The 24,534-nt window shown below is 43.8% G+C and carries 19 protein-coding genes; all 19 read right to left on the minus strand.

Annotated elements, in window-relative coordinates:
- The 19 genes from OIM03_06785 to rny all read right to left on the minus strand — a co-directional run bounded on the left by OIM03_06785 (position 1) and on the right by rny (position 24,327).
- Positions 1 to 453, minus strand: coding sequence for an OmpH family outer membrane protein (locus OIM03_06785; protein HJI73980.1), 453 nt, complete (start codon positions 451 to 453; stop codon positions 1 to 3).
- Between the two features lie 11 nt (positions 454 to 464).
- Entirely contained in the window at positions 465 to 1,415 is a 951-nt protein-coding gene (locus OIM03_06790; GenBank protein HJI73981.1) for a hypothetical protein, read from the minus strand.
- Positions 1,416 to 1,429: 14 nt separating this feature from the next.
- The gene (locus OIM03_06795) at positions 1,430 to 1,885 is read right to left on the minus strand and encodes an OmpH family outer membrane protein (GenBank protein HJI73982.1); all 456 of its coding nucleotides are present in this window, start codon (positions 1,883 to 1,885) and stop codon (positions 1,430 to 1,432) included.
- A gap of 235 nt (positions 1,886 to 2,120) precedes the next feature.
- Positions 2,121 to 4,121: a BamA/TamA family outer membrane protein gene (locus OIM03_06800; protein ID HJI73983.1), complete on the minus strand. Its 2,001-nt coding sequence runs from the start codon at positions 4,119 to 4,121 to the stop codon at positions 2,121 to 2,123.
- 147 nt (positions 4,122 to 4,268) lie between these two features.
- Positions 4,269 to 8,654, minus strand: coding sequence for a translocation/assembly module TamB domain-containing protein (locus tag OIM03_06805; GenBank protein HJI73984.1), 4,386 nt, complete (start codon positions 8,652 to 8,654; stop codon positions 4,269 to 4,271).
- Between the two features lie 44 nt (positions 8,655 to 8,698).
- The gene (locus tag OIM03_06810; protein ID HJI73985.1) at positions 8,699 to 10,183 is read right to left on the minus strand and encodes a TolC family protein; all 1,485 of its coding nucleotides are present in this window, start codon (positions 10,181 to 10,183) and stop codon (positions 8,699 to 8,701) included.
- 32 nt (positions 10,184 to 10,215) lie between these two features.
- Entirely contained in the window at positions 10,216 to 11,376 is a 1,161-nt protein-coding gene (locus tag OIM03_06815; GenBank protein ID HJI73986.1) for an MlaD family protein, read from the minus strand.
- Positions 11,373 to 12,131, minus strand: coding sequence for an ABC transporter ATP-binding protein (locus OIM03_06820; protein HJI73987.1), 759 nt, complete (start codon positions 12,129 to 12,131; stop codon positions 11,373 to 11,375). Before OIM03_06820 ends, OIM03_06815 begins: the two co-directional genes overlap by 4 nt.
- 7 nt (positions 12,132 to 12,138) lie before the next feature.
- The gene (locus OIM03_06825; protein ID HJI73988.1) at positions 12,139 to 12,900 is read right to left on the minus strand and encodes an ABC transporter permease; all 762 of its coding nucleotides are present in this window, start codon (positions 12,898 to 12,900) and stop codon (positions 12,139 to 12,141) included.
- A gap of 99 nt (positions 12,901 to 12,999) precedes the next feature.
- Positions 13,000 to 14,934, minus strand: coding sequence for a SpoIVB peptidase S55 (locus OIM03_06830; GenBank protein HJI73989.1), 1,935 nt, complete (start codon positions 14,932 to 14,934; stop codon positions 13,000 to 13,002).
- 22 nt (positions 14,935 to 14,956) lie between these two features.
- Positions 14,957 to 15,259: a hypothetical protein gene (locus OIM03_06835; protein HJI73990.1), complete on the minus strand. Its 303-nt coding sequence runs from the start codon at positions 15,257 to 15,259 to the stop codon at positions 14,957 to 14,959.
- A 201-nt stretch (positions 15,260 to 15,460) separates the two neighbouring features.
- Positions 15,461 to 16,489 carry a rod shape-determining protein gene (locus OIM03_06840; GenBank protein ID HJI73991.1) on the minus strand — a complete coding sequence of 343 codons (1,029 nt, stop codon included), beginning with the start codon at positions 16,487 to 16,489 and terminating at the stop codon, positions 15,461 to 15,463.
- Between the two features lie 46 nt (positions 16,490 to 16,535).
- On the minus strand, positions 16,536 to 17,795 hold the full coding sequence (gene murA, locus OIM03_06845; GenBank protein ID HJI73992.1) for a UDP-N-acetylglucosamine 1-carboxyvinyltransferase: 1,260 nt from the start codon (positions 17,793 to 17,795) through the stop codon (positions 16,536 to 16,538).
- 199 nt (positions 17,796 to 17,994) lie between these two features.
- Positions 17,995 to 18,657 carry a TrkA family potassium uptake protein gene (locus OIM03_06850; GenBank protein ID HJI73993.1) on the minus strand — a complete coding sequence of 221 codons (663 nt, stop codon included), beginning with the start codon at positions 18,655 to 18,657 and terminating at the stop codon, positions 17,995 to 17,997.
- Positions 18,658 to 18,667: 10 nt separating this feature from the next.
- On the minus strand, positions 18,668 to 20,014 hold the full coding sequence (locus tag OIM03_06855) for a hypothetical protein (protein HJI73994.1): 1,347 nt from the start codon (positions 20,012 to 20,014) through the stop codon (positions 18,668 to 18,670).
- Positions 20,015 to 20,193: 179 nt separating this feature from the next.
- Entirely contained in the window at positions 20,194 to 20,784 is a 591-nt protein-coding gene (locus OIM03_06860) for a CBS domain-containing protein (GenBank protein ID HJI73995.1), read from the minus strand.
- Positions 20,785 to 20,898: 114 nt separating this feature from the next.
- The gene (locus OIM03_06865; protein HJI73996.1) at positions 20,899 to 21,333 is read right to left on the minus strand and encodes a 23S rRNA (pseudouridine(1915)-N(3))-methyltransferase RlmH; all 435 of its coding nucleotides are present in this window, start codon (positions 21,331 to 21,333) and stop codon (positions 20,899 to 20,901) included.
- 41 nt (positions 21,334 to 21,374) lie between these two features.
- A complete protein-coding gene (locus tag OIM03_06870) occupies positions 21,375 to 22,562 on the minus strand; it encodes a trypsin-like peptidase domain-containing protein (GenBank protein HJI73997.1) in 1,188 nt (395 codons plus the stop codon).
- A gap of 190 nt (positions 22,563 to 22,752) precedes the next feature.
- On the minus strand, positions 22,753 to 24,327 hold the full coding sequence (rny, locus tag OIM03_06875) for a ribonuclease Y (GenBank protein HJI73998.1): 1,575 nt from the start codon (positions 24,325 to 24,327) through the stop codon (positions 22,753 to 22,755).
- Positions 24,328 to 24,534: the final 207 nt, after the last annotated feature.

Below are 24,534 nucleotides of genomic sequence, written 5' to 3' on the forward strand. Positions count from 1 at the left end.
TCACTTCGATGCGGATCCTGCTTTACTGGATCCATCCATCCTCTTTAAAACTTCATCAGTTATATCTACCGCACCAACAGGCACCGCTCTTTGATACATGACAATTCCGATGTTCTTTTCTTTAGCAATTGCACCACACTGCGCCTGAATGAGTGATTCCAGTTCCTTCTGCTTGCTCTGAACAAAAATCATGCGTTCCTGCTGGGCAGCCTGCACTTTCTTCTGCATTTCTTCATCAGAAAGCCCGGACTGCGCTTCCTGATTCAATCTGTTCCGGATTTCTGTATCTTTATCAGTAATCTGTTTCTGAATGTCTTTTACTTTTGGAGATTCATTCTCTATTTTCTGGTAATCAACGACTGCAACTTTACTCGAATTACCACAACCGGAAAATACAGCTGCACACGCAATCAAACCAACGCATGCCAGCTTTTTCCATGTAGAACCTATCATTCTGACTCCTCCTAGCCATTTTCATTTATGATTTTGCCTAAGATATCACTTGTTACATCTACAGCACTGACATTAGCCTTGTACTTAGAGAAGATCATTGTCAGATTTTTCTCTGATGCAACCCACCCGGCATCCTTCTGGATATCTGCCATAATCTCAGCCTTCACAGCAGCCATCTGCTTCTGTTTGGCATCGATTCTTGCATTCCATCCATTATTCCATTCTTCATTATTCGGCAAATTGGCAATCGCAGAATCCGATACACCATTGCTGTACTTCTCAGCCAGCTCTTTCTTTATTTCTGCTGCTGTGGACGCCGCATAAGATTCCAGCTGGCTTTCAGCAGCTTTTTTAGCATCCTGCATCCGCTTTACCTCTTCAGGCGTCCATCCTGTCATATCATTCTTTTCACGCTGAATTCTGGCATCCATCAATTCTTCGAGGCGTGCTTTTACTTTATCCTTTTCAGAACCTGAAACACCCAGAACGGTAAGCTTCATTTGCAAATTTGCCATCTCAGCCCGTTCTTCCGAAGTGAGCCCTTCAAACGAGGTTTCTCCTGATTTATTGTGAGCAGCACTGATTTCTGAATAAAGACCAGCAAGCCCTTTGTTCAGCTCATCTTCTTTCATCTTGACTTTCGTCTTGAGCTCATTCTCAGCCGCCAGCTGCACACTTTGATCCTGCATAGCCTGCTTAATTTTGGCTTGCTGCGCAGAGATTGCAATCAGACGTTTTCTTTCATTCTGATATTGATCCAGAAGATGATTGTATTCTGTTTCCAATTTGAAATATTCACTGTATTTAGGATGCGCTTTAACAAGTGTCTCTAAATCGGCCACTCCATACACTGGAGCCGGCGGCGGAGTCTCTTCCTTTTTTAAACTACACCCAGCCATAATCAGCGAAACCATGACTATTATTATGGCAGCAGCAGAACCCAAACAGTTTCTATTCTTCATTTTATGTATTCCAGTTATTTACTAGCGGAAGCGGCAGATGACTGGGCAGCCGTAACTGACTGATTCAATGCATCTGTTACTTCCTTAGTGATATCAGTACCGCCGTAAAGGACTGCGGATTTATCAACGACCAGGGATAATCCCTTTTTGGAAGCCACAGACTTGACTGCGCTTGTAACCTGGTCTTCCATATCCTTTTCGATGGATGTTCTCTTCTGATTGAACTGCTGCTGCATGTCATTAAAAAGTTTTTCCTTTTCAGCATCGCTCATGCCTGCAGATTTCGCATCAAAGTCCTTCTGCATTTCATCAGCTGTGGATTTGAGTTTCTGCTGATAGTCCATTGCCAAAGTACCATTGCTGGAAATGACTTCCCTCTGATCAACGACACCGATATCGGAGGTAGGAGCTGCATTTGCAGTATCCCCCATGGATACGACTGCCATGGCAGCAACCGAAGCAATAAACACTCCCGCTAAAGCAAATGAAAAAATCTTTACATTTTTCTTATTACCAAGAGTTGTCATCATAATAAAATTACTCTCCTTCATTGATCATGGAATCATAGGCCGTATGGGCCTGTGATTCCATAATTATATTTTCGACTAAAACCGTATCATGCCAGGACCATTTCCCGGCATGATGCATTTATAAAATCAGTATTCAAATAGGACTTAAGCCGCTGAATAACAGCTGCCCTTTTCCTTAGAACTGCGTACCAAAGCTGAAGTTGAATTTGTTTCTATCGCCATGACCATAATCCAGTCTGATCGGTCCGATCGGAGTCTGAAGTCTGATACCAACACCGACAGACCAGTTGAGAGAGTCGTCATCTGTGTACCACGGTATCTTCCCTTCATCGATTCCCCAAGTACTTCCGGCATCAGTGAACAGGACGCCCTGAACCTTTTTAGCGATTGGGAAACGATATTCAAGGGTAGCTGCATACATCTTCTTGCCCTTGAACTGATTATCTTCATAACCGCGCAGTGTATCAGATCCGCCCAAGTCAAACAGGTTGCCGTAAGATACGTCGCCGTCAATATAACCGCCCATCAAACGGAGAGCTAAGATATGGCCGTTTCCAAGAGCTTTGTAGAAACGTCCTTCTGCTGTAAATTTATAGAAATCATAATCGCCGCCAAGGCCATGACCGCCCCACTGTGCTGCAAACGAAATTCTGCGGCCCTTGCTGGCATTGAAATAATTGTCTCGGTTATCAAATACATGGGTGAAAGTAAAACTGTTCGTGGTTCCAAAGTTATCCATGATAGCTTTGTACCAGTCAGAATCATGATAATCAGTTATATTATTCTTAGCCAGATATTTGTCCATAACTTCTCCAGTTTCGAAGCCGTCATGATCATCATAAGATTCTTTGGAACTTTCGAAATTGAAGTAGTTCGTTCTATATTCGTCGGAAACATGGCCCCATGTCAAATTCCAGCCTTTTCTGCGTTTATCATATTCTGCTACTTTGTCCCCGTTGGCATCATAGTCATCGTATTCATAAATACGGTTGAATATGGATGCCCCCAGAGAGTCTCCGTTATCATTGATCCAGGGTCTGGTATAGGAAAGAGTATAGTTCTTGCCATCGCCTGCACCGCCGAATTCCCAATGCAGATTGACCTTATCGCCAGTACCTCTGAAATTGGTATCGCCCAGTTCAATAATACCTACGGTGCCATCAGCATCAGAATAACCGGCACCTACAGTTACGATACCTGTTTTCTGTTCAATGACATCGATTTCAATGATGACATCATGTTCATTGGTTTTCCCCGGGAGCAGCTTCATGTTAACGTCTTCGAAATAACCTAAGTTATACAGACGTTCCATACTTCTGCTGGCAAGGAATTTGTTGAAAGGCTTGCCCTTCTTTAATTTCAATTCTCTTGTAATAACGTAATCCTTGGTCTTTTCGTTTCCGACAATAACAATATCTTCAACAATGCCTTCAGATATATCAATATGAAGAGTCCCATCTGCCGATACCTGTACGTTCGGGATAGACACAAGCATGTATCCCTGCTTCAGATACAGATCTTCAATTTCCTTCAGCTTCTGGTTTACGAGCACGAAGTTCAAAACGCTGTCTTTCGGAATCTGCATAATAGATTTCAGATAATCACTGGTAAATACAGTGTTGCCTGAAAATTCTACATTTTTGACAACTGGATTCGAAACCAGCTGATATGTCAGTTTAACGCCTTCCGGAACGCTGACGAAAACCGGTCTGATCTGAGAGAAAACGCCGATGCTTCCTAAGGATGCCACATCATTTCGGATTCCTTCTACGGTAACAGTGGATCCCACTTTGCTTTGAATCAAAGGAGCAAGTTTCGCCTTTACTTCTTCCGGGATTCCTTCAAAATCAACAGAAGTAATTGTTTTGCCAACCTGTGCTTCAATAGCAGAATCATCATTAGAGGAAAGATACAGCGATGCATCCCCGACAGCTACAGTTTGCTGAGACTGCTGAACCATAACGGCAGGTTCTTCATTAGCCGCCTTATCCGTTTTATCAGTGATTTCCCCAACCTTGCCTGTTGCCTGTCCGCTTTTTACATCAATCATTGAGCTCTGGGACATTCCATTCTGGCTGCCTGCGATGCCCGGAGCCTGCGCATAAGCGGATGCGCCTGTCAAAGAAAACATTAGCGCAGAAAGGATGACCGCCTTTTTGTGTTTTGTTGTAATCATAAAATCCTCCTCTTTTATTTTTAATGATTTTTTCTGTTGATTTCAAATGAACTGACAGTTATTTACTGCTATTTGCTGCAAGGCAGACTGCCTCCCATACTTTTATTAATACCCCAAAACTGATTCCTATGAAGCGGAGCCGTCATACTAGAATTTGAAGCTCCAGTCAGTCCCAATATAACTGTCATGGTTACTATTATACCACGATGAAAGCCCTATACGCGAATTGAGATCGTAATGGAATCCTACACTCTTTTCATCATTGTTGACACCCATCGTAGCAGTGAGCATAAAGTCGTTAAATATATACTTCCCGATCTTTATGTAATAGTAATTATCGTTGTTATCGTTGATACTATCATAATAATCTGTCAGGCTCGAGGTAATGCTGATAAGGTCAAGCCCTATCTTGTCCTGCAGGAAATCCTGCACCCCGTTTCCGAAGATCATTGTCAGACCTGCATTGAACAGTGCGCCTTCCATGGCACCGCTGCTGTCCTTGTCCGGATTCTGATGGAGAGTCAAAAGCATCAGTATTTGTGAATCCGACAGATACGGATCGCTGTGGAATACAGTCGTCATTTCCGTTGCAGGTCCTTCAAGTTCAGCCGTTATATTATAATGACCGACTTTAGTAACTGCATTTGCACGGATGACAGGAATCAGCGATCCTGGCTCACCGCCCCAGATAGCACTGGCCTGATCTACTTTGAAGTCAGTCGTATTGATCCTTACGTCACCTTTTTCCACATTGACACGCCCCGTCACAACCGGTGCTTTAACCGGACCCATGACACTGACGTTTCCTCTGATCAGCATATCGTACAGGAGACTATTGTAAAGCCTTACATTATCGCCGACACTGACATCAACTTTTGTCAGCATATTCATCGTCGTACTGCCTGAACTTCCCAATAAAGCAAATGGAACATCTATAACGGCATCATGGATATTTAAATTTCCGCTGATGCCCATCTGGCCGAACACTTCACCGAGCGTAAAGTCGCCATCAAGGGCTCCCTTGTAATATGTCGATTTTATAGAAGGCGTATGAACATGTGCTTCTCCGCTGTATCCTGTAACAGATGCATTATTCCAGTTTATGCTGCCTTTGGCGCTTGCCTGTCCGCCGCCAAATACAGCGCTCATATCAGCATCTGCCGTCTTGCCATTAAAGGCAAGATTCAAATTAAACGGGCTGATAGGTTCGGACATCGTTGCCAGCGTAAACGATCCATCCTTTATGGTAACGCCGCCAAAGATCATTGGATCATTATATACTCCGGTTACTTTCAGATGGCCCTTGATTGGTCCATTTGCTGAAGTAACAGCTTTAGAGAACAATGCCAGTATATTCATATCTGCATGGTCAAGATTGATATCCAGATCAATCGGAACATCCGAAACTACCGGGAGACCAAACATTGCCCCGGGGATCGTACCCTTCATGCTTGCCTTGTACGCATCTCTGGTAATAAGTGCATTTTGCAGTGTAAATACATTGTCGCTCATATTGGCCATAAGCGAGAAATTATCGAATGAGATATCGCCATAGCTTGGATGATCGACGCCGATGGAAATATCAGCAACAGGCCTGGTCTTATTTCCTGACAGATAAACGCCCGCTGTCAGTGTCCCGCCTATTTTAACGTCTTTCTTGTCAAGTACTGATGGAATCCAGGATACATCCATATCGCGGGCTGCAAACTGGATATCCAGATCACCCTGGCTGTTCATTCCACCCTGGGCAGCAAGCACGCCATTTCCAACAGGAATATTCATTTTTCTTATGGACAGCGCCTTATTCATATAGGAGAAGTCTATTACTCCATCACCTACGCTTATCGTACCCAAATGACCTCCAAGTATATTGGCTTTGAAATCCACACTCGGATTGTCTAACGTACCATTGATACGCATACCGCCTTCTACAGGAATATCAACAGCATCTGTCGGTGCTTTGAAGATACGAAGGATTTCTTTTGCATTCCAGTTCTCAAACTTCAACGTTCCGTCAATCGAACCGTTTTCTACGTTATAGTTTCCTTTCCAATTAAAACTGCCGCCCTGCTGCCTAAACGAGCCTTCATCCAAAGTCACAACATGATCCCTGTAGTGAACGCCTGTGGAAACCACTCTGACAACGCTTCCTCCGACTTGGATTTCACGGCTTGCTGCAGTTCCGTCGAACTGCGGATTATCCATAGTGCCCTTTACTCTTCCCAAGAGCGATACCTTGCCTGTAATTCCGCTCTGCGGCAGCATTCTTTCAATACTAATATCATTAAAGGATGTCTGAAGATCAAGACCGTCTGGTCTTACTACGCCATTGACCATGGCTGTGCCGTCATAGATATAAGCCAGGCCGTTGGAAAGTTTGAGGCCTGAAGAATCATAGTCATATCCTGCAGAGATACTCTGGAAGAGTTCTCCCTTGATGGAACCATCCCAGGCCAGGAAATTTCCTTTTACAACAGGGTGATCGACATCTCCGGAAACAGACATATCATTTTCTATCCAGCCTGTGACCGGGTAATCGAGCTGGGCCAGCCTGAGCAGATCTTCTATACGGCTCTTTTCCGTTTTTATGCTTAAATTCAAATTATGTGGTTCTGCAATGCCTATAGTACCCTTGATCGTATGATTCTCGCTGTCACCCGTCCACTTTGCCTCAGAAATGGTCAGTGTCTTCTCATCCGCAGTAAGCCTTCCCTTCAGTGTATTGAATGCAGCTCCTTTGATTGCTCCATCAGATGCATTGAATACAACATCTGCCTGAGGCTGCTGCGGAGTACCATGAATATCTGCAGTCAATGAAGCTGTGCCGCTGACAGGGACGCCTGCTAATCCGGAAAACTGTCCCATATCAATATTGCCTGCTTCAGCCTTGATATTCATTCCCTGAGCAGAATAAACGCCGGAAGCAGTGAATGCACCATTTCCCATGGTTCCCGTCACATAGGAGATATTCGTAACGCCATTAGTGCTCTCTGCATTGCCGGAAAGCGTATCTACATGGACGCCCTTAGCAGACATATCTCTGGCATAGCCGGTAAAATTCCAGTTTCCGCTGTCATAACTTCCAAATCCGGACACATTGCCGGCTGCATAATCAGTGTACGAAAGACCTTCCCCTTTTCCTACAAAAGATCCTTTATTTAAAGAGAAAGTACCGTCTTTATAGTTTCCGGCAGCTTCAACACTGCCGTTTAATACTCCGGAAGCTCCAATACCAGCAGGAATATTTCCAAGGGCCAAATCAGTCAATACAGCCTCTCCGTTAAATGCACCAGAGGCAAGATCATATCTGCCGTCCCCGGTAATTTCCCCTGCACTTGTTTTTGCTTCCAGAGAAGGAATGATGATCCCGTCGTCCCCATAGATGAACTTAGCTTTGGCCAAGTAGATATCCATATCCTGATATCCGCCGTTTTTCAAGATGACGTCGCCGGATACATATGGATTTTTCAGTGTACCTGATACAAGTATGCTTCCTGTCAATGCCCCGCGGACCTGCTCGTCCGGTACAACCTTTTCAATTTCAAATCCATGGAAATTCAGATTACTTTGAAGCATGATTTCCGGCAGATTCCAGTTAATTCTGGCATCACCAGAAATATTTTGTCCATTGATCTTTGCTGAAACATCAGAGAAGGAAGCTTCTCCATCATAAATATCAAAAAAAGCTGCTCCATCAGCCAGAATGTAGTTTTCATAGCTCAGAGCAGCATTATTAAAATGGCCTTTTACGTGGTAAGCCACAGCGCCATCACTTCTCCAAATCTTTGCGCTCGTCACTTCTCCTGTACCATTTTTTAATTCTATTTTCTTGCTTAAGTCAGGAAATTGATTCAATAAAGGCTGCAGTGACTTCAATGAAATGCTGTCAGCTTTCAAATCCACTTCCAAATTATTCTCATCAGTATACTTAAGTGTTCCATTAAAAGGATTATCAATAAATGTTCCGTTGAAAGATCCATGGATTTTCTGATCTTTATCCCAATCAAAATTCCCCTTTAAATCATTGAAGACATAGCGATCGGAATTAGCGGTATTTACGGCAATTGTTCCGTTTTTGATTGCCACTTTTCCTGTAAATGTCCCGCTGTTGGTGTCATCAGACGGCTTAAGAATATCCTGAATATTCCAGGAATTATCTTTCCCCTGACGAAGATCGATTTCAGGATCTTCAACAGTTACACTTTTAACAAGGGATGCAACTCCGGAATCATGTACCAGGTAATCATACAGAGAAGATACTGTCCATCCAATCGTCAAATAGGACGACTTTAATACAGTATCCCCGTTATTATCTTTCAATTCCAGACCGGCGAATTGAAGATTATAACCCGGATCGAGATCCAGCTGCTCCCAGGATATGGTGCCGTTTACTCTGGCTCCGATCTTTTCGTGCAGCACAGGATCCAAGTTCTGTACAATTATTGGCCGTATTAGTAAGTAGACGAAACAGATTGCCACAAAGATGAATGCGGCAATTCCGTTCAGCCACCACTTGATTCTGCTTTTATTCAAAGTCTGCTCCCTACCAGTTCATATATTTTGAAAATTTCCGTGTATTATTTATTTTCGCTGCCTGCAGCAAACTCTGGATGGATAACAGCAGGAATTCCCATTGCATTTTCCAAAGTTGCCAGACCGATATTGTAGTTATACAAAGCGCTGATATAGTTTGTACGAGCTGTACTCAACTGCAGTTCTGCATCCAGTACATCAAGGTTCGTACCAACGCCGCTGCTGTATCTGACCGCAGCAATCTTGTACGCTTCTTCTGCTTCAGCAACGGAAGCTTCGGTTGCACGGATCTGCTCTTTAGCAGCCAGAATATTCAAATAGTCCTGTCTTACTTCAAGTTCGACGCTTTCTCTGGACTGCAGGAGCTGCTCCTGAGCCACTTTGACTGCAGCGTCTGCTTTCTTAATGGCAGCCTGCGTTGAACCACCGTCCCAGATAGGCCAGCTTACGGAGCCGCCGACGCTCCAGCCTTTATTGGCAAATCCCGGGAAATCAGAATCACTCCAGTTGTAGCCGCTGCTGACAGCTATTGTCGGCATATAGCCTGCTTTAGCCTTGCGAAGATTTTCATTGGCTACCCTTACCTGATAATCTGCTTCAACCAGTTCCCATCTGTATTTCTGTGCCAGAAGGATCGCCTGATCCATGGTAATGTCGAATTCAGGTTCCGGGAAATCCTTATCCAAAGCATTGATCTTCGTATTCATTGGAATACGCATAATGTTATTCAGGTTTGCTTCAGCAACATCTCTTGTATTATCCGCTGCAATACTTGCCTGTTTTGCATTTGCCAGGGATACATTGGAGGTCAATACGTCAAGCTTTGCAACAACACCTGCATCAAACTGCTGCTGTACGTTGGTCAGATGGCTCTGGTAATCGCTGACTGATTCATGCTGTACTTCTGCAAGCTTGATAGCTTCCAGATAATTGTAATATGCCTTGACGGCAGAAAGCTTTGTAGCAGCTTCAGTCTTGTAAACTTCAAGGTCGGAAATATTCTTAGCATACCTTGCCGCATTGATTGCGCTCTCAACAGAACCGCCCGTCCAGATCGGCCAGGTAACCTTCAGCCCGTTGCCAAAGCTGTTATCGATTCCATAGCTGCCAGTCTGTCCTTTGGCTTTTGTTCTGGATGCGCTCCATGTATTCGAGAGTGACGGATTTTTGCCAGCTGCTGCAGCACTGACATCCGCTTCAGCTTCTCTTCTCTGCAGTTCAGCAATAGTGATATCACGATTGTTCTGGATTGCCAGTGTCACTGCCCCACGGAGATCGATATCCAAAGCAGATGCTTTGGGAGCTGCCGTCTCTGCAATGGAATCTCCTAAATTCTTCTGAAGAAGTATATTGTTGAAATTAACATTATTTTCTGAATTTACCTGATTCATCTGCGCCGCAATCGCTTTTTCTGTAATTGCAGGATCGGTTGTCAATCTTGTAGGAGCAGCCTTTGCTTCTGCATTTGCTCCAACAGAAAGCGCAAGCAGAACTGATGTAAGTAACACATGGTAAGTAAATTTATTCATATATTTCCATCCCTTCTAAGACTCATTTTTTATCAGTAGTTATATCCAAGTCCTAAATATTCTCCTCCTCCGGTTTTGCTATGAGGAAGGATGGACTGGCCGATGACGAAAACGTTATCGCCTAAGTCATAAGTCCCGCGTATACGAAGAGCCAGGTCGTTCGGATCGAATAGATCAGCGGAGAATTTCCATTTTTTCTTTTCATAATCTGCACCAATACCGAGTTTATTGCGGATTATTCCCGCATGTACTCCGTAAATTCCCTTCATTCTTCCAAACATGGCATCATAGACAGGATCATTCCCAACAGATTCTATCCCGAACAGACCGTAAGAATCTTTGCCTGCTTTCAGGAAAATGTTTGGTGAGAAATCGTCTTTCTTAGTATTATATAACAATTCCCCGGAAACAGACATACCTAAATCTGCATTTCCATTCATTATATTATTAATTTTACCAGATATGTTCTTTGCATTTCCAGATATTTCCCTGGCATTTTCCGATGTAACTACCAGATTATCCATGATTGCCCTGGCGTCAGCAGCCGCTTTCCCATCTCCATTGAACTGCTTGAGCATCGAGTTGATCTGGCCCGTAATTTCTTGAATTTCTGAAGCGGTCTGTATGCCCTGGGATGTCAAAATGGCAAGATTCTGGGAAATGGCGTCGAAATTACTGATACTGTTCTTTACATTTCTCTGCGCATTAGGATCCGCAACAATTTCATTGATGCCGTTCAGCATTGTCTGCGCTGAATTGATCAGCTTATCCATTTTATCCATCGCCTGGTCAATTCCCGGGCTGGCAACACCTTCTATGGTCATGCCGTTCTGGAGATATCCGCGGTCCTGATGGCCTCCGGAAACCTTAATGAATCTTCCGCCCATGACGCTGCTGGTTTGAATGGTAAACTCAGCATCCTTAGGAATTTTGGCATCATTATAGAAGCGCAGCGATAATACCGCTTCACCGTTTTTAACTGCAATGTTGTCGACCATGCCGACTTCTACGCCGGCATAATGGATCGGGTTTCCTTTTTCGATGCCTTCCGCTTCTTTAAAATAGCCTGTTACAAGAAAACCGCTTCTGCCAAAAATAACCAGAGTGCTTAAATGAACAATGATTATTGTAAACAAAATGATTCCGGCGAGCGAAAAAGCCCCTACTTTCGCCTCAGTTGTCCACTTCATCATTCATCCCCCTCTTTCTCTATATCCGGCGAAGACGGCAATCCATTCATGAATTGTTTTATTCTCGCATCTTTTGACTGGTAAAGCACAGAAGGTTTTCCGATTTCAAGGAAAGATCCTTCATAAAGAAACGCCATCCTGTCAGCTATAAGCTCCGCTGACTTTAAATCATGTGTTACTACAACACTTGTAACATGCAGCTTTTCCTGCATATTTTTTATCAATAAACTTATATCCGTTGAACGAATGGGATCAAGGCCCGCTGTCGGTTCGTCATACAAAATGATTTCCGGTTCAAGGACAATGGCTCTTGCCAGCCCTATACGTTTCTTCATGCCTCCGGACAGGTTTGACGGCATCAGTTCTTCTGTTCCATCCAGTCCCACAAGATGAAGTTTTTCCTTGACCGCCTGATCAATCTCAGGCTCTGACAGTTTTGTATGCATCCTCAGTCCAAATGCAATGTTTTCTTTGACATTCATGGAGTCAAACAGTGCTGAATACTGGAAAACCATGCCCATATGTTTCCGCTGTTCATTGAGCTCTGTTTCAGGCATCTTTGTTATATCTCTGCCATCGATCAATATTTTGCCTGATGTTGGCTTCAAAAGCCCTATCATCATCTTGAGGAGTGTAGATTTTCCTGAGCCGGAGGCACCAAGGATAACCATCGTCTCTCCCTTATTGATCTGCAAATTTACATTTTTCAGAATTCTTCTGTCGCCGAAAGTCTGCTCGACATTAATAATATCAATCATATGCGCCTCAGAACAGTATAGATGAAAGAATATAATTTGCAGCAAAGAGCATAATTATGGAATAAACGACGGACTGCGTCGTTGCTTTGCCTACGCCTTCTGCACCGGCAGTACAGGTCATCCCGCGGTCGCATCCGACCAAAGCGACAATCATTCCAAATATGATGGATTTTATAACACCGATATATAAATCAGACGGAACGCAGAATACACGAATCGAGTGCATAAAAACATAGGAAGACACTCCGTGTGAAAGGGAGGCTACAATCATTCCGCCGCCGACACCGATTACAACGCCAAAAACATTCAGGATGGGAAGCATTGCCATACATGCGACAAGCCTGGGAACGACAAGGTAGCCGATCGGGCTTACAGCCATGCACCGCAGGGCATCAATCTGCTCGGTAACGCGCATTGTGCCGATCTCCGCAGTAATAGCAGCACCGACTCTGCCGGCAAGCACAACACCGCAAAGAACCGGGCCTAATTCACGGCCTATACCGATAGCAACAATAGCCCCGACAGTAAAATCAGCCCCGTATTTTGTAAGCTCTCCTGCAATCTGTACCGAAAGTACCATGCCCGTAAATAAAAGCGTCAGTGCAACAATCGGAAATGACAAAACACCGAGGGACAAGCACTGCTTAAATGTTTCCCTGCTACGAATCGTGCCTATTTCCTTTACCGCCGCAACCAATAAAAGGATAATGGCCCCTAATTGGTGAAATATACTGATCGTTTGTCTTCCCAAAGATTCAATAAATGCCATGTGGAGCCCCCTTCAAAAATTTATATTTCCCCGGCAGTCTATGCCGTGGGATAAGTAGTTATCCAATAGCTGCGGTTTGCATAAATAATTTTGACTTCATCAGGCTTTGTCCTTGCCTGCGCTCTTATCAGAAGCAGGTTCTGAAGTCTTGTCCGATGCTTTTTTCTCGGATGTCTGCAGCGCACTGCTGTCCATCTTCTCAATACCTTTTTCCTTTGAATTCTTGATAAGGATTTTCAGCTTACGGTCTCTGTCTTCAGGCGTAGTTACTTTGAAAGTAAACTGCCCGTCTCCATATATAACATAATCGGTCAGCACAGAGCTCTTGGCTGTCTCCTTGCTCATATCGCCATGATCTGCGCCGTTTCCTTTTCTGCCTTTCAGGTAATCAGGAACATCCGAATCATCCCGGTCAGTAATTTCTGCCTTGGTTTTTGAAGATGATGTCTTGTTATTAATTGTGCTGACTGAAGGATCCAGAATTTCAGCGACGATCTGGTTATTCTGGTCTTCTTTCTGCAGTTTGTCGAAAAGATCGTTGAAATCTTTATACACACGCACACGGTCAAGAACTTCATCCGTCAGATTATACTGCTGCTGCTGAAGAAGGTACGGAAGCGGAATCACGCCGCCGCCTCGTACTTCAAGAATCATGTCTCCAAGCGGCTGGTCGGATGGAACGGTAAATGACATCTCTTTATAGAAAACCTCTCCCCTGTATGGCTGGAGCCTGACACGGATATGGATCGTATCACCTGGGCTGACGACCATCGGATAAGCAGATGCATCTAAAAGCTGCGCTGTTTTCCTTTCGGAGGTCACCTTCATGTCTACATTGATATCTCGAAGTTCATACTTTTCAAACCTGTTCTGTTCAAGAAGCTTGACTACATTATAAATTTCATCAACACTCTTCTCCGCAGCCTCATTCGCTGACCAGAACATGTTGCTTCTTGTAAAAGCCTTTTTATTCAGGTCTTTAGGAAACAGCGTATAGTTTACAGTAACAGTTCCCTGCCCTTTTCTGTCCATTGTCCTGCTTATGGCATTATAGGCAGATGTTGCAGTCAGCGCAGGAAGCATGGATTCATTCTGAATCATGCGTACATTAAAGTCCGTGCTCCTGTTGAGATCAAGATCAAGGACATTGGAATGAAGGCGCACGGAATCCGGAGTGATACCGCTTACCCCGCTGATCCCTGCACCGCGGTCCTGATTGACTACGCCGATTTCCGCTCCTACAGATCCCAGTTTGAACGGAATATTATGGCTTGGCACAATAGTGAGTATGTATGCATTGTGCATGAAGTAACCGGAACTTCCCTTATCAAGAAATGGATGTCCGAATGCGATCATGTGGTTCCCATCTACATAGGTAACAGTCCCTACAGCTCCCAGCCTTAAGTCGCCTGTTACTAAAGTCGCAGCGACGGAACCGCCGGCTTCAAGAGGATAAGGCGCATCATCATTTTGGACCGAGACGGAAGAATATGGCACCATATTGAATTCCTTCATTTTTTCCGTAAGGAATTCCAGCCCGCTTCCAGTATATCCTTCTGCCATAAGCGGCGTATCCAAAGCCACAAAACCATTCGTATCCGGATGATCACTAGTGTTTTGATCCGTATCATTAATGGTCCACAGGCGGATCATATCAGAAATCGGTGTAACCATTCCTATCCGGCCGTTAGACTGCGGAAAGCCATATGATATGGCACCTAAAAGTTTACCGTTTATATAAACAGGACTCCCGCTCATCCCCTGGGCAATCCCGTTCGTCTTGTCAATGACAGGCCCTGAAACCTTCACTAATACTAAATCTCCGCCCGAAGCTCCTTTATGCTTGAGTATGCCCAGAACTTCCACATCGAAGGTATCAATTTGTCTTCCATGAACAACAGTCTTAGCATATCCGTGCATTCCTTCCTGCACGTCTGAAACCGGCAGAAATTCCTGTGCTGCATAAGCCTGACCCATGCCGGAAAGTGCCAGAAGCACTGCCAGCGCGAGATTTTTCAGTTTATTTTTCAGCATCGCTTATTATTTTCCCTTATCATTAATTCTTATTAGTATCGATAACAGCAACTGCCTGCTGTTTATCAATTCTCTGTCCTTTGACTACCAAGACTTTCTGCACAACACCATCAGCATCCGCCCTTGCAGCCGGAACCGGTCCGACAAGTGAATCGACCGTTACGATAACCTGTCCTTCCTTGACAACGGCATTTTCTTCCACAACAGAAGTGACAACGCCGCTTAAGACAGAGCTCTGAGGAACTTGTTCTGCGAAAACGGCAGGACAAGCTGCGCCTGCAAAAATCAGCATAGAAAGGATTCCTGCTTTTTTATTTAATTTCATGATTGCTCACCCTTCTTATCAGAATTCTTTCATTATCCATTATAAGTATTATTCTTTTTATTTTACCATCTTTTATCGTAAAACACACATCAATTTAAAATCCTTGCAGTATTCGGTTTAACATGATGTCATTAAAAACGCGTTGCATATGCAAAAAAGATATGGAATATTTTCCATATCTCCTTTTCATATAATGACGTATCAATGAAGATCCTGAAGCGAATCTCTGAATTCATTAATATAATCTAAAGATTTGCCTGCCCCGACAGCATTAATATAATTAGGCCTTTCCACAACATATGCCCGGAAACCCGCTATTTTGGAAATGAGTATATCGAGTCCCTTAAGCTGTGAGCCTCCGCCAATGAGTTTGATGCCATGTTCTCTGATATCTGCCAGGATGGCGGGCGGTGTGCGCTGGATGACATCTCTGATGCACTTGAAGATGTCATAAAGAATTGGATTGACAGCGCTTGCAATGTCTTCTCCAGTCACTGCAATCTTGACAGGAAGTCCGGATACCAGTGAAAGTCCGAATGTTTCAGAAATCCTCGGAGTCTGCTCCAGATCCCACTGTGCTCCCAAGGCGATTTTCAAAGATTCTGCTTCTTTTCTGCCAATGCGGACATGATATTTCTCTTTTACCAGGTTCATGATGGCCTGATCCATCTTGATTCCCGATCTCGTAGAGAACTGGCTGGCAATGATTCCGCGCGGTGAAAGTACGGATACCTTCGTAGATCCGCCTCCGACATCTACAAACATTGTCCCTTCAGGCGTCTTTCCTGATTCATTCATCCCCATCATTGCTGCCAGCGGCTGGTCAATCAGCACAGTCTTCCTTGCTCCCATGGCAACAGCAGCTTCCAGAAGAGCTCTCCGCTGAACACTGTTAATCCCGTCAGAGACACACATAATGAGGCGTGGATGGAAAAACATGCTCTTCAGGTATGATTTATTGACGATGGAGTTTAAAAGGTATGCTGCACCGTTATAATCAATAATCGCACCATTGCGCAGCGGACGGATGATACTGATCTCATGGGGAGCCTTTCCTTCCATTTCTTCTGCCTTAGTGCCAAATGCAAAGTATTCATGAGTGATCTCATTGCGCGCTAAAACGGAAGCTTCAGAAAATATAAGGCCTTTATACTTTACATAAAGAACAATATTGGAAGTACCAATGTCTACCCCTATATCTTCTGCGCCGAATGAGCCGATCCAGTCCATCAGCGAACTTTGACCGGAATTATCCTTTTTTATTTCTTCCGTACTTTCAGTCTTTGTCGACACGGATGATATCTGCTCCTAATCCCTGTAATTTTTCAACCAAATGATCATAGCCGCGATCAATATGATGCAGTTCCCCGATCTCTGTTTCTCCATGGGCTGCCAATCCCGCTAATGTCAGGGCTGCACCTGCTCTGAGATCTGTTGCACGCACAAAAGCTCCTGTCAGGAAAGGAACGCCCTGAACGATAGCGCAGCGGCCTTCCACCTGAATGGATGCTCCCATGCGCTGGAGCTCACCGACATGCATGAAACGGTTTTCAAAGACAGTTTCAGTAATTTTGCTGATCCCGTTTCCAATTGTCATTAAAGCCATGAACTGGGCCTGCAGGTCAGTCGGAAAACCAGGATAAGGAAGTGTCTTTATGTCTGTAGATCTGATCTTTCCATCACTAACGACGCGGACACTGTCAATTTCCTTTGTCACTTTAACGCCTGCTTCATTCAGTTTGGCAAGAAGCGGCTTCAAATGTTCTGTCAGGACATTTTCTATGACAACATCGCCGCCTGCCATAGCAGCAGCGATCATGAATGTACCGGCCTCGATGCGGTCAGGGATCACTGTATGGGAAACGCCTTCCAGTTTCTGGACGCCTTCAATACGGATGATATTAGTCCCGGCACCTTTAATGTTGGCACCCATGGAATTAAGGAATGTAACAAGATCGACGATTTCCGGTTCTTCTGCTGCATTTTCAATAACAGTCCGTCCCTCAGCCGTTGCCGCAGCCATCAGAATATTTTCAGTGGCGCCAACGCTTGGGAAATCCAGGTAAATCGTAGTCCCTTTCAGACCATGCGGCGCATAGCTTTCTACAAAACCATTTCCGATATTGATTTCAGCACCCATAGCTTCAAAAGCTTTAAGATGCAGGTCAATCGGCCGGCTTCCAATCATGCATCCGCCGGGAAGAGCGATTTTCGCATGTCCCATCTTTGCTAAAAGCGGTCCCATGATCAGGAAGGACGCTCTCATTTTGCTCATCAGTTCATAGGAAGCTTCTGTCTTATTTAATAAGGAGGAATCGAATGTCAGGACATTGTCTTCTTTTTTAACTTTTACTCCCAGCGATTCCAAAACACTGCAGATAGTAAAAACATCATCCAAATTAGGCGCATCTACGATCGATGCAGGTGTTTCCGGCAGAAGCGTTGCAACAATAATAGGTAAAACTGCGTTTTTAGCACTCGAAACGCGCACATTCCCATGAAGGGTCTTTCCCCCATGAATCACTAATTTTTCCAAGCGGAATCACTCCTGTACTTTAAATACGAACTTATTAACCATAATTTCAATCAGTTCCAGACAAATCTGCCTTTTATCCCACCCGCAAAATATTTTCCTAAAAAAACAGGTACGTATTGCCAGTGGAGCAGAGTTCATATATTTTTTTAGATTACACGTATCATAGCATAGCAAATATTATATGTGATTTCAAGAAAATCTATTGCCCCAATGTTGCTGTTACGCGTTTAACACTCTCGGAATCCCCTAAAATGACAAGCATATCCTCTACATCCATTTTCATATCCGGATGAGGATTGACGAACATTTCCCCTTTCCTCTTGATTGCAACAACTGTTATATTATATTTCTTTCTTACATCTATATCTATTAAGCTCTTTCCAATCCAGTCCTGAGGGACATGAATGGAAAGAATCGTGATATTGTCTTCCATTTCAATGTAATCGACGATGCCTGGCGAAATCAGATTGTGTGCTACCCTGACGCCCATTTCTTTTTCGGAATATATAACTTTGTCTGCGCCGATCTTCTGTAGCATTTTGCCGTGCAATGGGTCCAAAGCTTTTACAACGATTTTCTTGACGCCCATATCTTTCAGAAGAAGCGTAGTCATAAGGCTTGCGGATAGTTCCCCGACTGCTACAACCGCTACATCTGCATTACCCGCTCCAATAGCAGTCAGGTTCTTCTCGTCTGAACAGTCGGCACACACTACATACCCCAATGTGTCAGATAAATCCTGCACTACATCTTCTGCAATATCCATTGCCATTACATCATAGCCCATTTTTTCCAGTGTTACAGCGACACTCTCTCCAAAGCGGCCAAGTCCTGCAACAAAAAACTGTAATTTACGTCCCATATCTTAATCCTCATCCCACAATTATATTTTCTTTAGGATATTTAAGCTGGCGGCTGTGATGGCTGGCAAATGTAATTGCCAGTGTCATGACGCCAATTCTGCCTATATACATGGCTATCATCAATACAATCTTGCAAGGTGTGTTCCACTCGCCAGTAAGCCCCATGCTGAAGCCCACCGTACTGAAAGCCGAAACAGCTTCAAACATAACATCTTCAAAGTCAAAGCTCATCGGCTCAAAAACAAATACGAGAAAAGCGGTAATAAACGTAATCACCACTGCAAGAGTAAAGACATTCGATGCTTTGACGAGACAGTCCGGATCCACATGCTTATGAAAAATAACAACATCTTTTTTGCCTCTTATCCAGGCATAAAGTGATAGGAAAAGCAGTCCGATTGTTGTCGTACGTATGCCGCCGCCCGTAGATACGGGAGCTGCCCCGATAAACATGAACATCATAACCAAAAGAACGGTTTGATCAAGCATGGAATGTATATCAAAAACAGCAAATCCGCCCAATCTGGACGAAACCGACATAAATACGGCGCTCTGCCATTTCTCCATAGTCGAAAGTCCGCCAAGGGTCTCCGGATTATTTCCTTCCAGATTATAAAATATAATCGTTCCAAGCGGAATCAGAATCGCTTCCATCAGGAAAATAAGCTTGCTGTTCAAGGACAGCCCGGACCAGCTCCTGTGTCTCAGAAAGTCATCCGCTGCCATGAATCCGACGCCTCCAAGGAACATCGTTACGACAATAACTGTACTGACAAAGGGATCTGCAGCCATTTTGGCAAATCCTGCATTAGCTCCCATAATATCCAATCCGCAGTTAGTAAATGCAGATACGGCATGCCAGTATCCAAGATAGATGCCCATGGCACCAAATTTAAAATAAAAATAAAATGCTAGAAGCGTCCCCGAGATAAACTCAACCAGGAGTGTCATGAATATGATTTTACGCACAAGCATAACCATTCCGGACGGAGTTTGCAGATTGAAGGAATCTCTGATGAGCAAACGTTCCTGAAGGCGGATCTTGCGTCCTGTCGATATCCCTACCATCGCCATGATAGTCATGATGCCAAGACCGCCAACCTGCATAAGGAATAATATCACAAGTTGTCCGAATATAGTGAAATCGTTTCGTACATCAAACATGGACATTCCCGTAACACTGACAACGCTTACAGACATGAACAGCGCATCAACAAAGCTGACCTCTGCATTTCCCGTTCTTGAAAAGGGGAGCATCAGCAAAAGCGCGCCGAAAACCATGAATAAGGCAAAGCCGCCGCAGATCAGTACGCCCCTGTGCAATTGGCTCAAAGCCGAAACAATGTATCTGAACATTATAAAATTCCCCTTTATCCCCCATATGGTCTTTTCCAAGCAATTTATTTTATTATATAAACGCTTCTTTTATTATACTATTTATTTTATTGGGAAACTCGGAAATCCTCAATAAAGAAATAAAAGGGCTGTGATGAAATGATTGAACATCTCGTCACAGCCTCTTTATTCTTTATGTACTATTTTTCCTTATCATTGGCAGTACTGCTGTTGCCTGGTTTTTCAGCACCTTTGTCTTTACCTATTTCCTTAAGGGCTTCTTCTGCCTCAATAGCAGCTATAGCGCCAAGTATATCATGTCTGGTTATAATGCCGACCAACCTGACCGGCACTTTAGCTCCTTTGACCTTGATATCTTTTTTAGGTTTTTCCACAACCGGCACAGTCTTCAAATGTTCATCAACCATGAGCGTAGTAATCGTATCCATGTCGGTATCGGGTGTTACACAACGCACATCTCGCGTCATGATTTCAGATGCAGTCGTTGCGAGCAGTTTCCTGAATGATTTTTCATACCGTCCAAAACCGTAATAATAAAGATTTCCGCCCAGTACATCTACGTACTGAGGAATCTGAGGACGAACCTTCTTATAAAGAAGATCCCCTTCCGAAACAATGCCCAACAATTCATTATCGTCCCCGACTACTGGAATCGCACTGACCGGATGTGTAATAAAAAGCCCGACCAGTTCGTGTACAGTTATGTCAGGAGAGACGGTAAATACATAATTGGTCATAAAATCCTTTGCTTTTAGTGACCTGGCCATCATAACCCCTTCCTTCCAAAATAAAGCCTAAATCTATTATTACTTCCTTCCTATATTATTTTATCCAATTTTAAATAAAGCCGCAATTAATTTTATCTTTTGTTTTCGGATTATAGATTATAAATGATAATGCTGGTTGTGAATAATTTTCATGGCTCTGTAAATCTGCTCAGAGAGTATCAGCCTTGCCATCTGATGCGTCAATGTCATCTTGCCAAATGATATGCGCAGATTTGCCCTCTTCCGTATATTTTCTCCATTCCCATAAGGACCTCCAATCATAAAATAGAAGTGATTGGTCCCTGTGAGCATCTTATCATTCAAACAATCTGCAAATTCTTCAGAGGTCATTTCTTTCCCTTTTAAATCAAGAAGGATCAGGTAATCTTCATCACGAATGTGTTTAAGAAGACTTTCTCCCTCTTCCATCAATATTTTTTCTTTCATGACGGGAGAACAGTTATCGGGCATCTTCACTTCATTTTGCTCTAATTCCTCCCATTTTGAAAATGGTGTGAGGCGCTTCACGTATTCCTGAATGCCTGCCCGCATCCATTTCTCCTTGATTTTCCCTACAGCAAGTATCGTTATTTTCATGAGTTATTCCCCGGAGCAGAGGAAAGAAGCACGTCTGTATTCGTCTCCCTGCCATTGTGTGAATAAGTAAGGCTGATGCGGTCCCCGGGCTGATGACCATCAAGAATATCCCTCATTTCCTTTACTGAATTGATCTTCTTGCCGTCGATTGCCAGGATGTAATCTCCCGGTTTCACGTTTGTAAGGCTCAATGGACTGTTTTCGGCAACTTTCATAACAAGAACGCCGTTTTCATTGTTCCATGTATATCCATACCTCATGGCTATGTCTTTATCAGCAGCGTAAACGCCAAGATAAGCACGAATAACCTTCCCGTGTTCAATCAGCTGCTGCACAATGCCCTTTACCTGGTTAATCGGAATGGCAAATCCCATTCCTTCGATTCCCTCTTTGGAAATCTTCGCACTATTGATTCCTACTACCTTGCCGTCTGCCGTCACTAAAGCGCCTCCGGAATTGCCCGGATTGATAGCGGCATCGGTCTGAATCAATTTAAATCTCTGATCAACATCATCAAGGCTCCTGTTCAGAGCACTGATTACGCCGACGGTTACCGTCCCCTGGAATTCAAGTCCTAAAGGATTGCCTATGGCAATAGCAGTTTCACCCACCTGCAAATTATCTGAGTCGCCAAAGCTTGCAACAGGAAGATCATCGCTGCCATCAATTTTCACAACGGCAAGATCCGTGGCCGGATCGGTGCCTATAACAGTTCCTGATACCGTCTTGCCATTAGAAAGCGATACGTTTACATCCTTGCTTCCTGAAACGACATGATTGTTGGTAACAATATATCCCTTTTTATCAAAGATAACTCCGGAACCGACACTTGTTCCTACCTCGACACGGCGGTTAAATATATCCCTGTCATACACTTTTGTTGTGATTCCGACAACTGCAGGACCAACTTCTTTGACAGCCTGAACAATCGCAGTATTCCTGACTGCCGGCAGTTCCTTATTCTTATCCGGGGTTTGCTGGAACATCTGACTGGAGGATGCGGCAGTACTTGCTTTGGGAACAATGCTGAAATTTCCCATGAAATAACCACCGGCTCCGCCTATGATCAATAAAGCTGCCGCCAGGGCGAACAGTTTCTTTCTTCCTGAGCTTTTATCATCTTTATTTAATTGAATTTTTTTGCCATTCTGTTCGAGCTGCTTATCAAGTTCTTCTCTATCCATACGAATCCCTCATATCTGTCCTTAGACTACTAATTAATACAAGCAAAACAAACTAAAGTTCAATCTTCAGGGTATATCTATTGTTTTATGTATTATAACATGGTAAAAATATAAATCTTTATTCCTGAAATTAAACAAATTATAAAAAGACAGCAGGTTTATGTTCCTGCTGTCTCTTATATAGCTTAAATTACTTAGCGAAGTCTGTAGCTCTTGTTTCGCGAATCACTACGACTTTGACCTGACCAGGATATTGCAGTTCCTTTTCAATACGCTGTGAAATATCATGTGCCAGAATAGTAGCCTGATCTTCACTTACCTTTTCTGGTTTTACGATGACTCTCAGTTCACGGCCGGCCTGGATTGCATAGCAGTTGGAAACACCGGAGAATGATTTTGCTATATCTTCAAGCTTTGTCAGTCTCTTGATATAGTTCTCCAAAGTTTCTCTTCTTGCTCCAGGACGGGCAGCGGAAATTGCATCAGCTGCGGCAACCAGAACAGATTCGATACAGGTTGGTTCCGTATCTCCATGATGTGAAGCTATTGCATTGATAACCTGCGGCGGTTCATGGAACTTCTGCGCCAATTCAACACCCAGTTCAACATGGGTGCCTTCCTGTTCCCTGTCCACGGCCTTGCCAATATCATGAAGCAGGCCGGCGCGCTTGGCAAGATCCACATCTGCTCCGATATCTGCTGCCATGATACCCGCAAAATAGGAGGTATCTATACAATGCTGCAGCACATTCTGTCCATAGGAAGTACGATACTTCAAACGGCCAAGAATCTTAATCAGATCCGGATTCATTCCGCGGATGCCGCACTGCATAACTGCCTGCTCGCCTGCTTCCCGGATTTCCTTCTCAACGTCTTTCTTTGTCTTTGCAACCACTTCTTCGATTCTTGCAGGATGAATGCGTCCATCTTTTACAAGACTCTCAAGTGCAAGACGGGCAATTTCCCTGCGGATTGGATCGAAGCAGGAAAGGATAACAGCCTCAGGCGTATCATCAATAATAAGATCTACGCCGGTAAGAGTTTCTATTGCACGTATATTTCTTCCTTCGCGGCCTATGATACGGCCTTTCATTTCTTCATTCGGAAGCGCCACTACAGAAACGGTTGTCTCCGAAACTGTATCAGCTGCATTTCTCTGAATAGCACCGGCTATGATTTCTCTGGCCTTTGTATCAGCAGTTGCCTGGGCTTCTTCAATGGCATCTCTGATTCTGACTGCCTTTTCGTGCGTCAATTCTTCATCTACACGGGCAATAATCATATCCTTTGCCTGTGCACGTGATAACTGGGATATTTCTTCCAGTTTCGCTTCCTGCTGGCTATATAAAGCTTCAACCTTGTCTTTCTGCGCTTTAACCTGGACTTCTTTCTTATCCAGCTGCGCTTCACGCTGTTCGAGATTCCCGCTTCTCCAGTCAAGATTATTTTCCTTCTGGACAAGTCTCTGCTCGTACTTCTGAAGCTCGTCACGACGCTGCTTGCTTTCCTGCTCAACGTCTTCACGCAGCTTGTGAATTTCTTCCTTTGTCTGAACAAGGGTCTCTTTCTTTAAAGTTTCTGCTTCCCTTGATGCAGATTCAAGCATTTTCTTTGCATCATCAGCGATCTGCTTTGCTTTTTCTTCAGCAGATCCAATGCGCGCTTCTGCAATTCTCTTTCTCAGGAGATATCCTACACCGATACCGACAACTGCAGCAACAATACAACCCAAAATCACATAAAGTAAAACTTCATCTAGTGTCAAATACTTCACCTCTTTCTTTCCAATATTTTTTCATTAGACATTCCGAAACACTGCCTTTATCTTGTCATATCCGTCATTTGCATTGTAAGCTCCAGACCAGATCATCCGGATAGTTATATTAAAATTATCATCTGATAATAAAACAAAAACGATCCATCCTGATAAAAGGCAAACAAATTAAAATAATCTTGCCAATTTGACACATAT

This window comes from Veillonellaceae bacterium (genome assembly GCA_025992895.1).
GTDB lineage: Bacteria > Bacillota > Negativicutes > Veillonellales > Dialisteraceae > Dialister.

Coding starts and splice junctions, on each gene's coding strand:
- OIM03_06865 (HJI73996.1), bottom strand. CDS start 21,333: ATGCGGGCAGGCATTCAGGAATACGTGAAGCGCCTCACACCATTTTCA.
- OIM03_06870 (HJI73997.1), bottom strand. CDS start 22,562: ATGGATAGAGAAGAACTTGATAAGCAGCTCGAACAGAATGGCAAAAAA.
- OIM03_06825 (HJI73988.1), bottom strand. CDS start 12,900: ATGGCATTTATTGAATCTTTGGGAAGACAAACGATCAGTATATTTCAC.
- OIM03_06835 (HJI73990.1), bottom strand. CDS start 15,259: ATGAAATTAAATAAAAAAGCAGGAATCCTTTCTATGCTGATTTTTGCA.
- OIM03_06815 (HJI73986.1), bottom strand. CDS start 11,376: ATGATGAAGTGGACAACTGAGGCGAAAGTAGGGGCTTTTTCGCTCGCC.
- OIM03_06840 (HJI73991.1), bottom strand. CDS start 16,489: ATGGACTGGATCGGCTCATTCGGCGCAGAAGATATAGGGGTAGACATT.
- OIM03_06810 (HJI73985.1), bottom strand. CDS start 10,183: ATGAATAAATTTACTTACCATGTGTTACTTACATCAGTTCTGCTTGCG.
- OIM03_06830 (HJI73989.1), bottom strand. CDS start 14,934: ATGCTGAAAAATAAACTGAAAAATCTCGCGCTGGCAGTGCTTCTGGCA.
- OIM03_06820 (HJI73987.1), bottom strand. CDS start 12,131: ATGATTGATATTATTAATGTCGAGCAGACTTTCGGCGACAGAAGAATT.
- OIM03_06850 (HJI73993.1), bottom strand. CDS start 18,657: ATGGGACGTAAATTACAGTTTTTTGTTGCAGGACTTGGCCGCTTTGGA.
- OIM03_06790 (HJI73981.1), bottom strand. CDS start 1,415: ATGAAGAATAGAAACTGTTTGGGTTCTGCTGCTGCCATAATAATAGTC.
- OIM03_06855 (HJI73994.1), bottom strand. CDS start 20,014: ATGTTCAGATACATTGTTTCGGCTTTGAGCCAATTGCACAGGGGCGTA.
- OIM03_06800 (HJI73983.1), bottom strand. CDS start 4,121: ATGATTACAACAAAACACAAAAAGGCGGTCATCCTTTCTGCGCTAATG.
- OIM03_06785 (HJI73980.1), bottom strand. CDS start 453: ATGATAGGTTCTACATGGAAAAAGCTGGCATGCGTTGGTTTGATTGCG.
- OIM03_06860 (HJI73995.1), bottom strand. CDS start 20,784: ATGATGGCCAGGTCACTAAAAGCAAAGGATTTTATGACCAATTATGTA.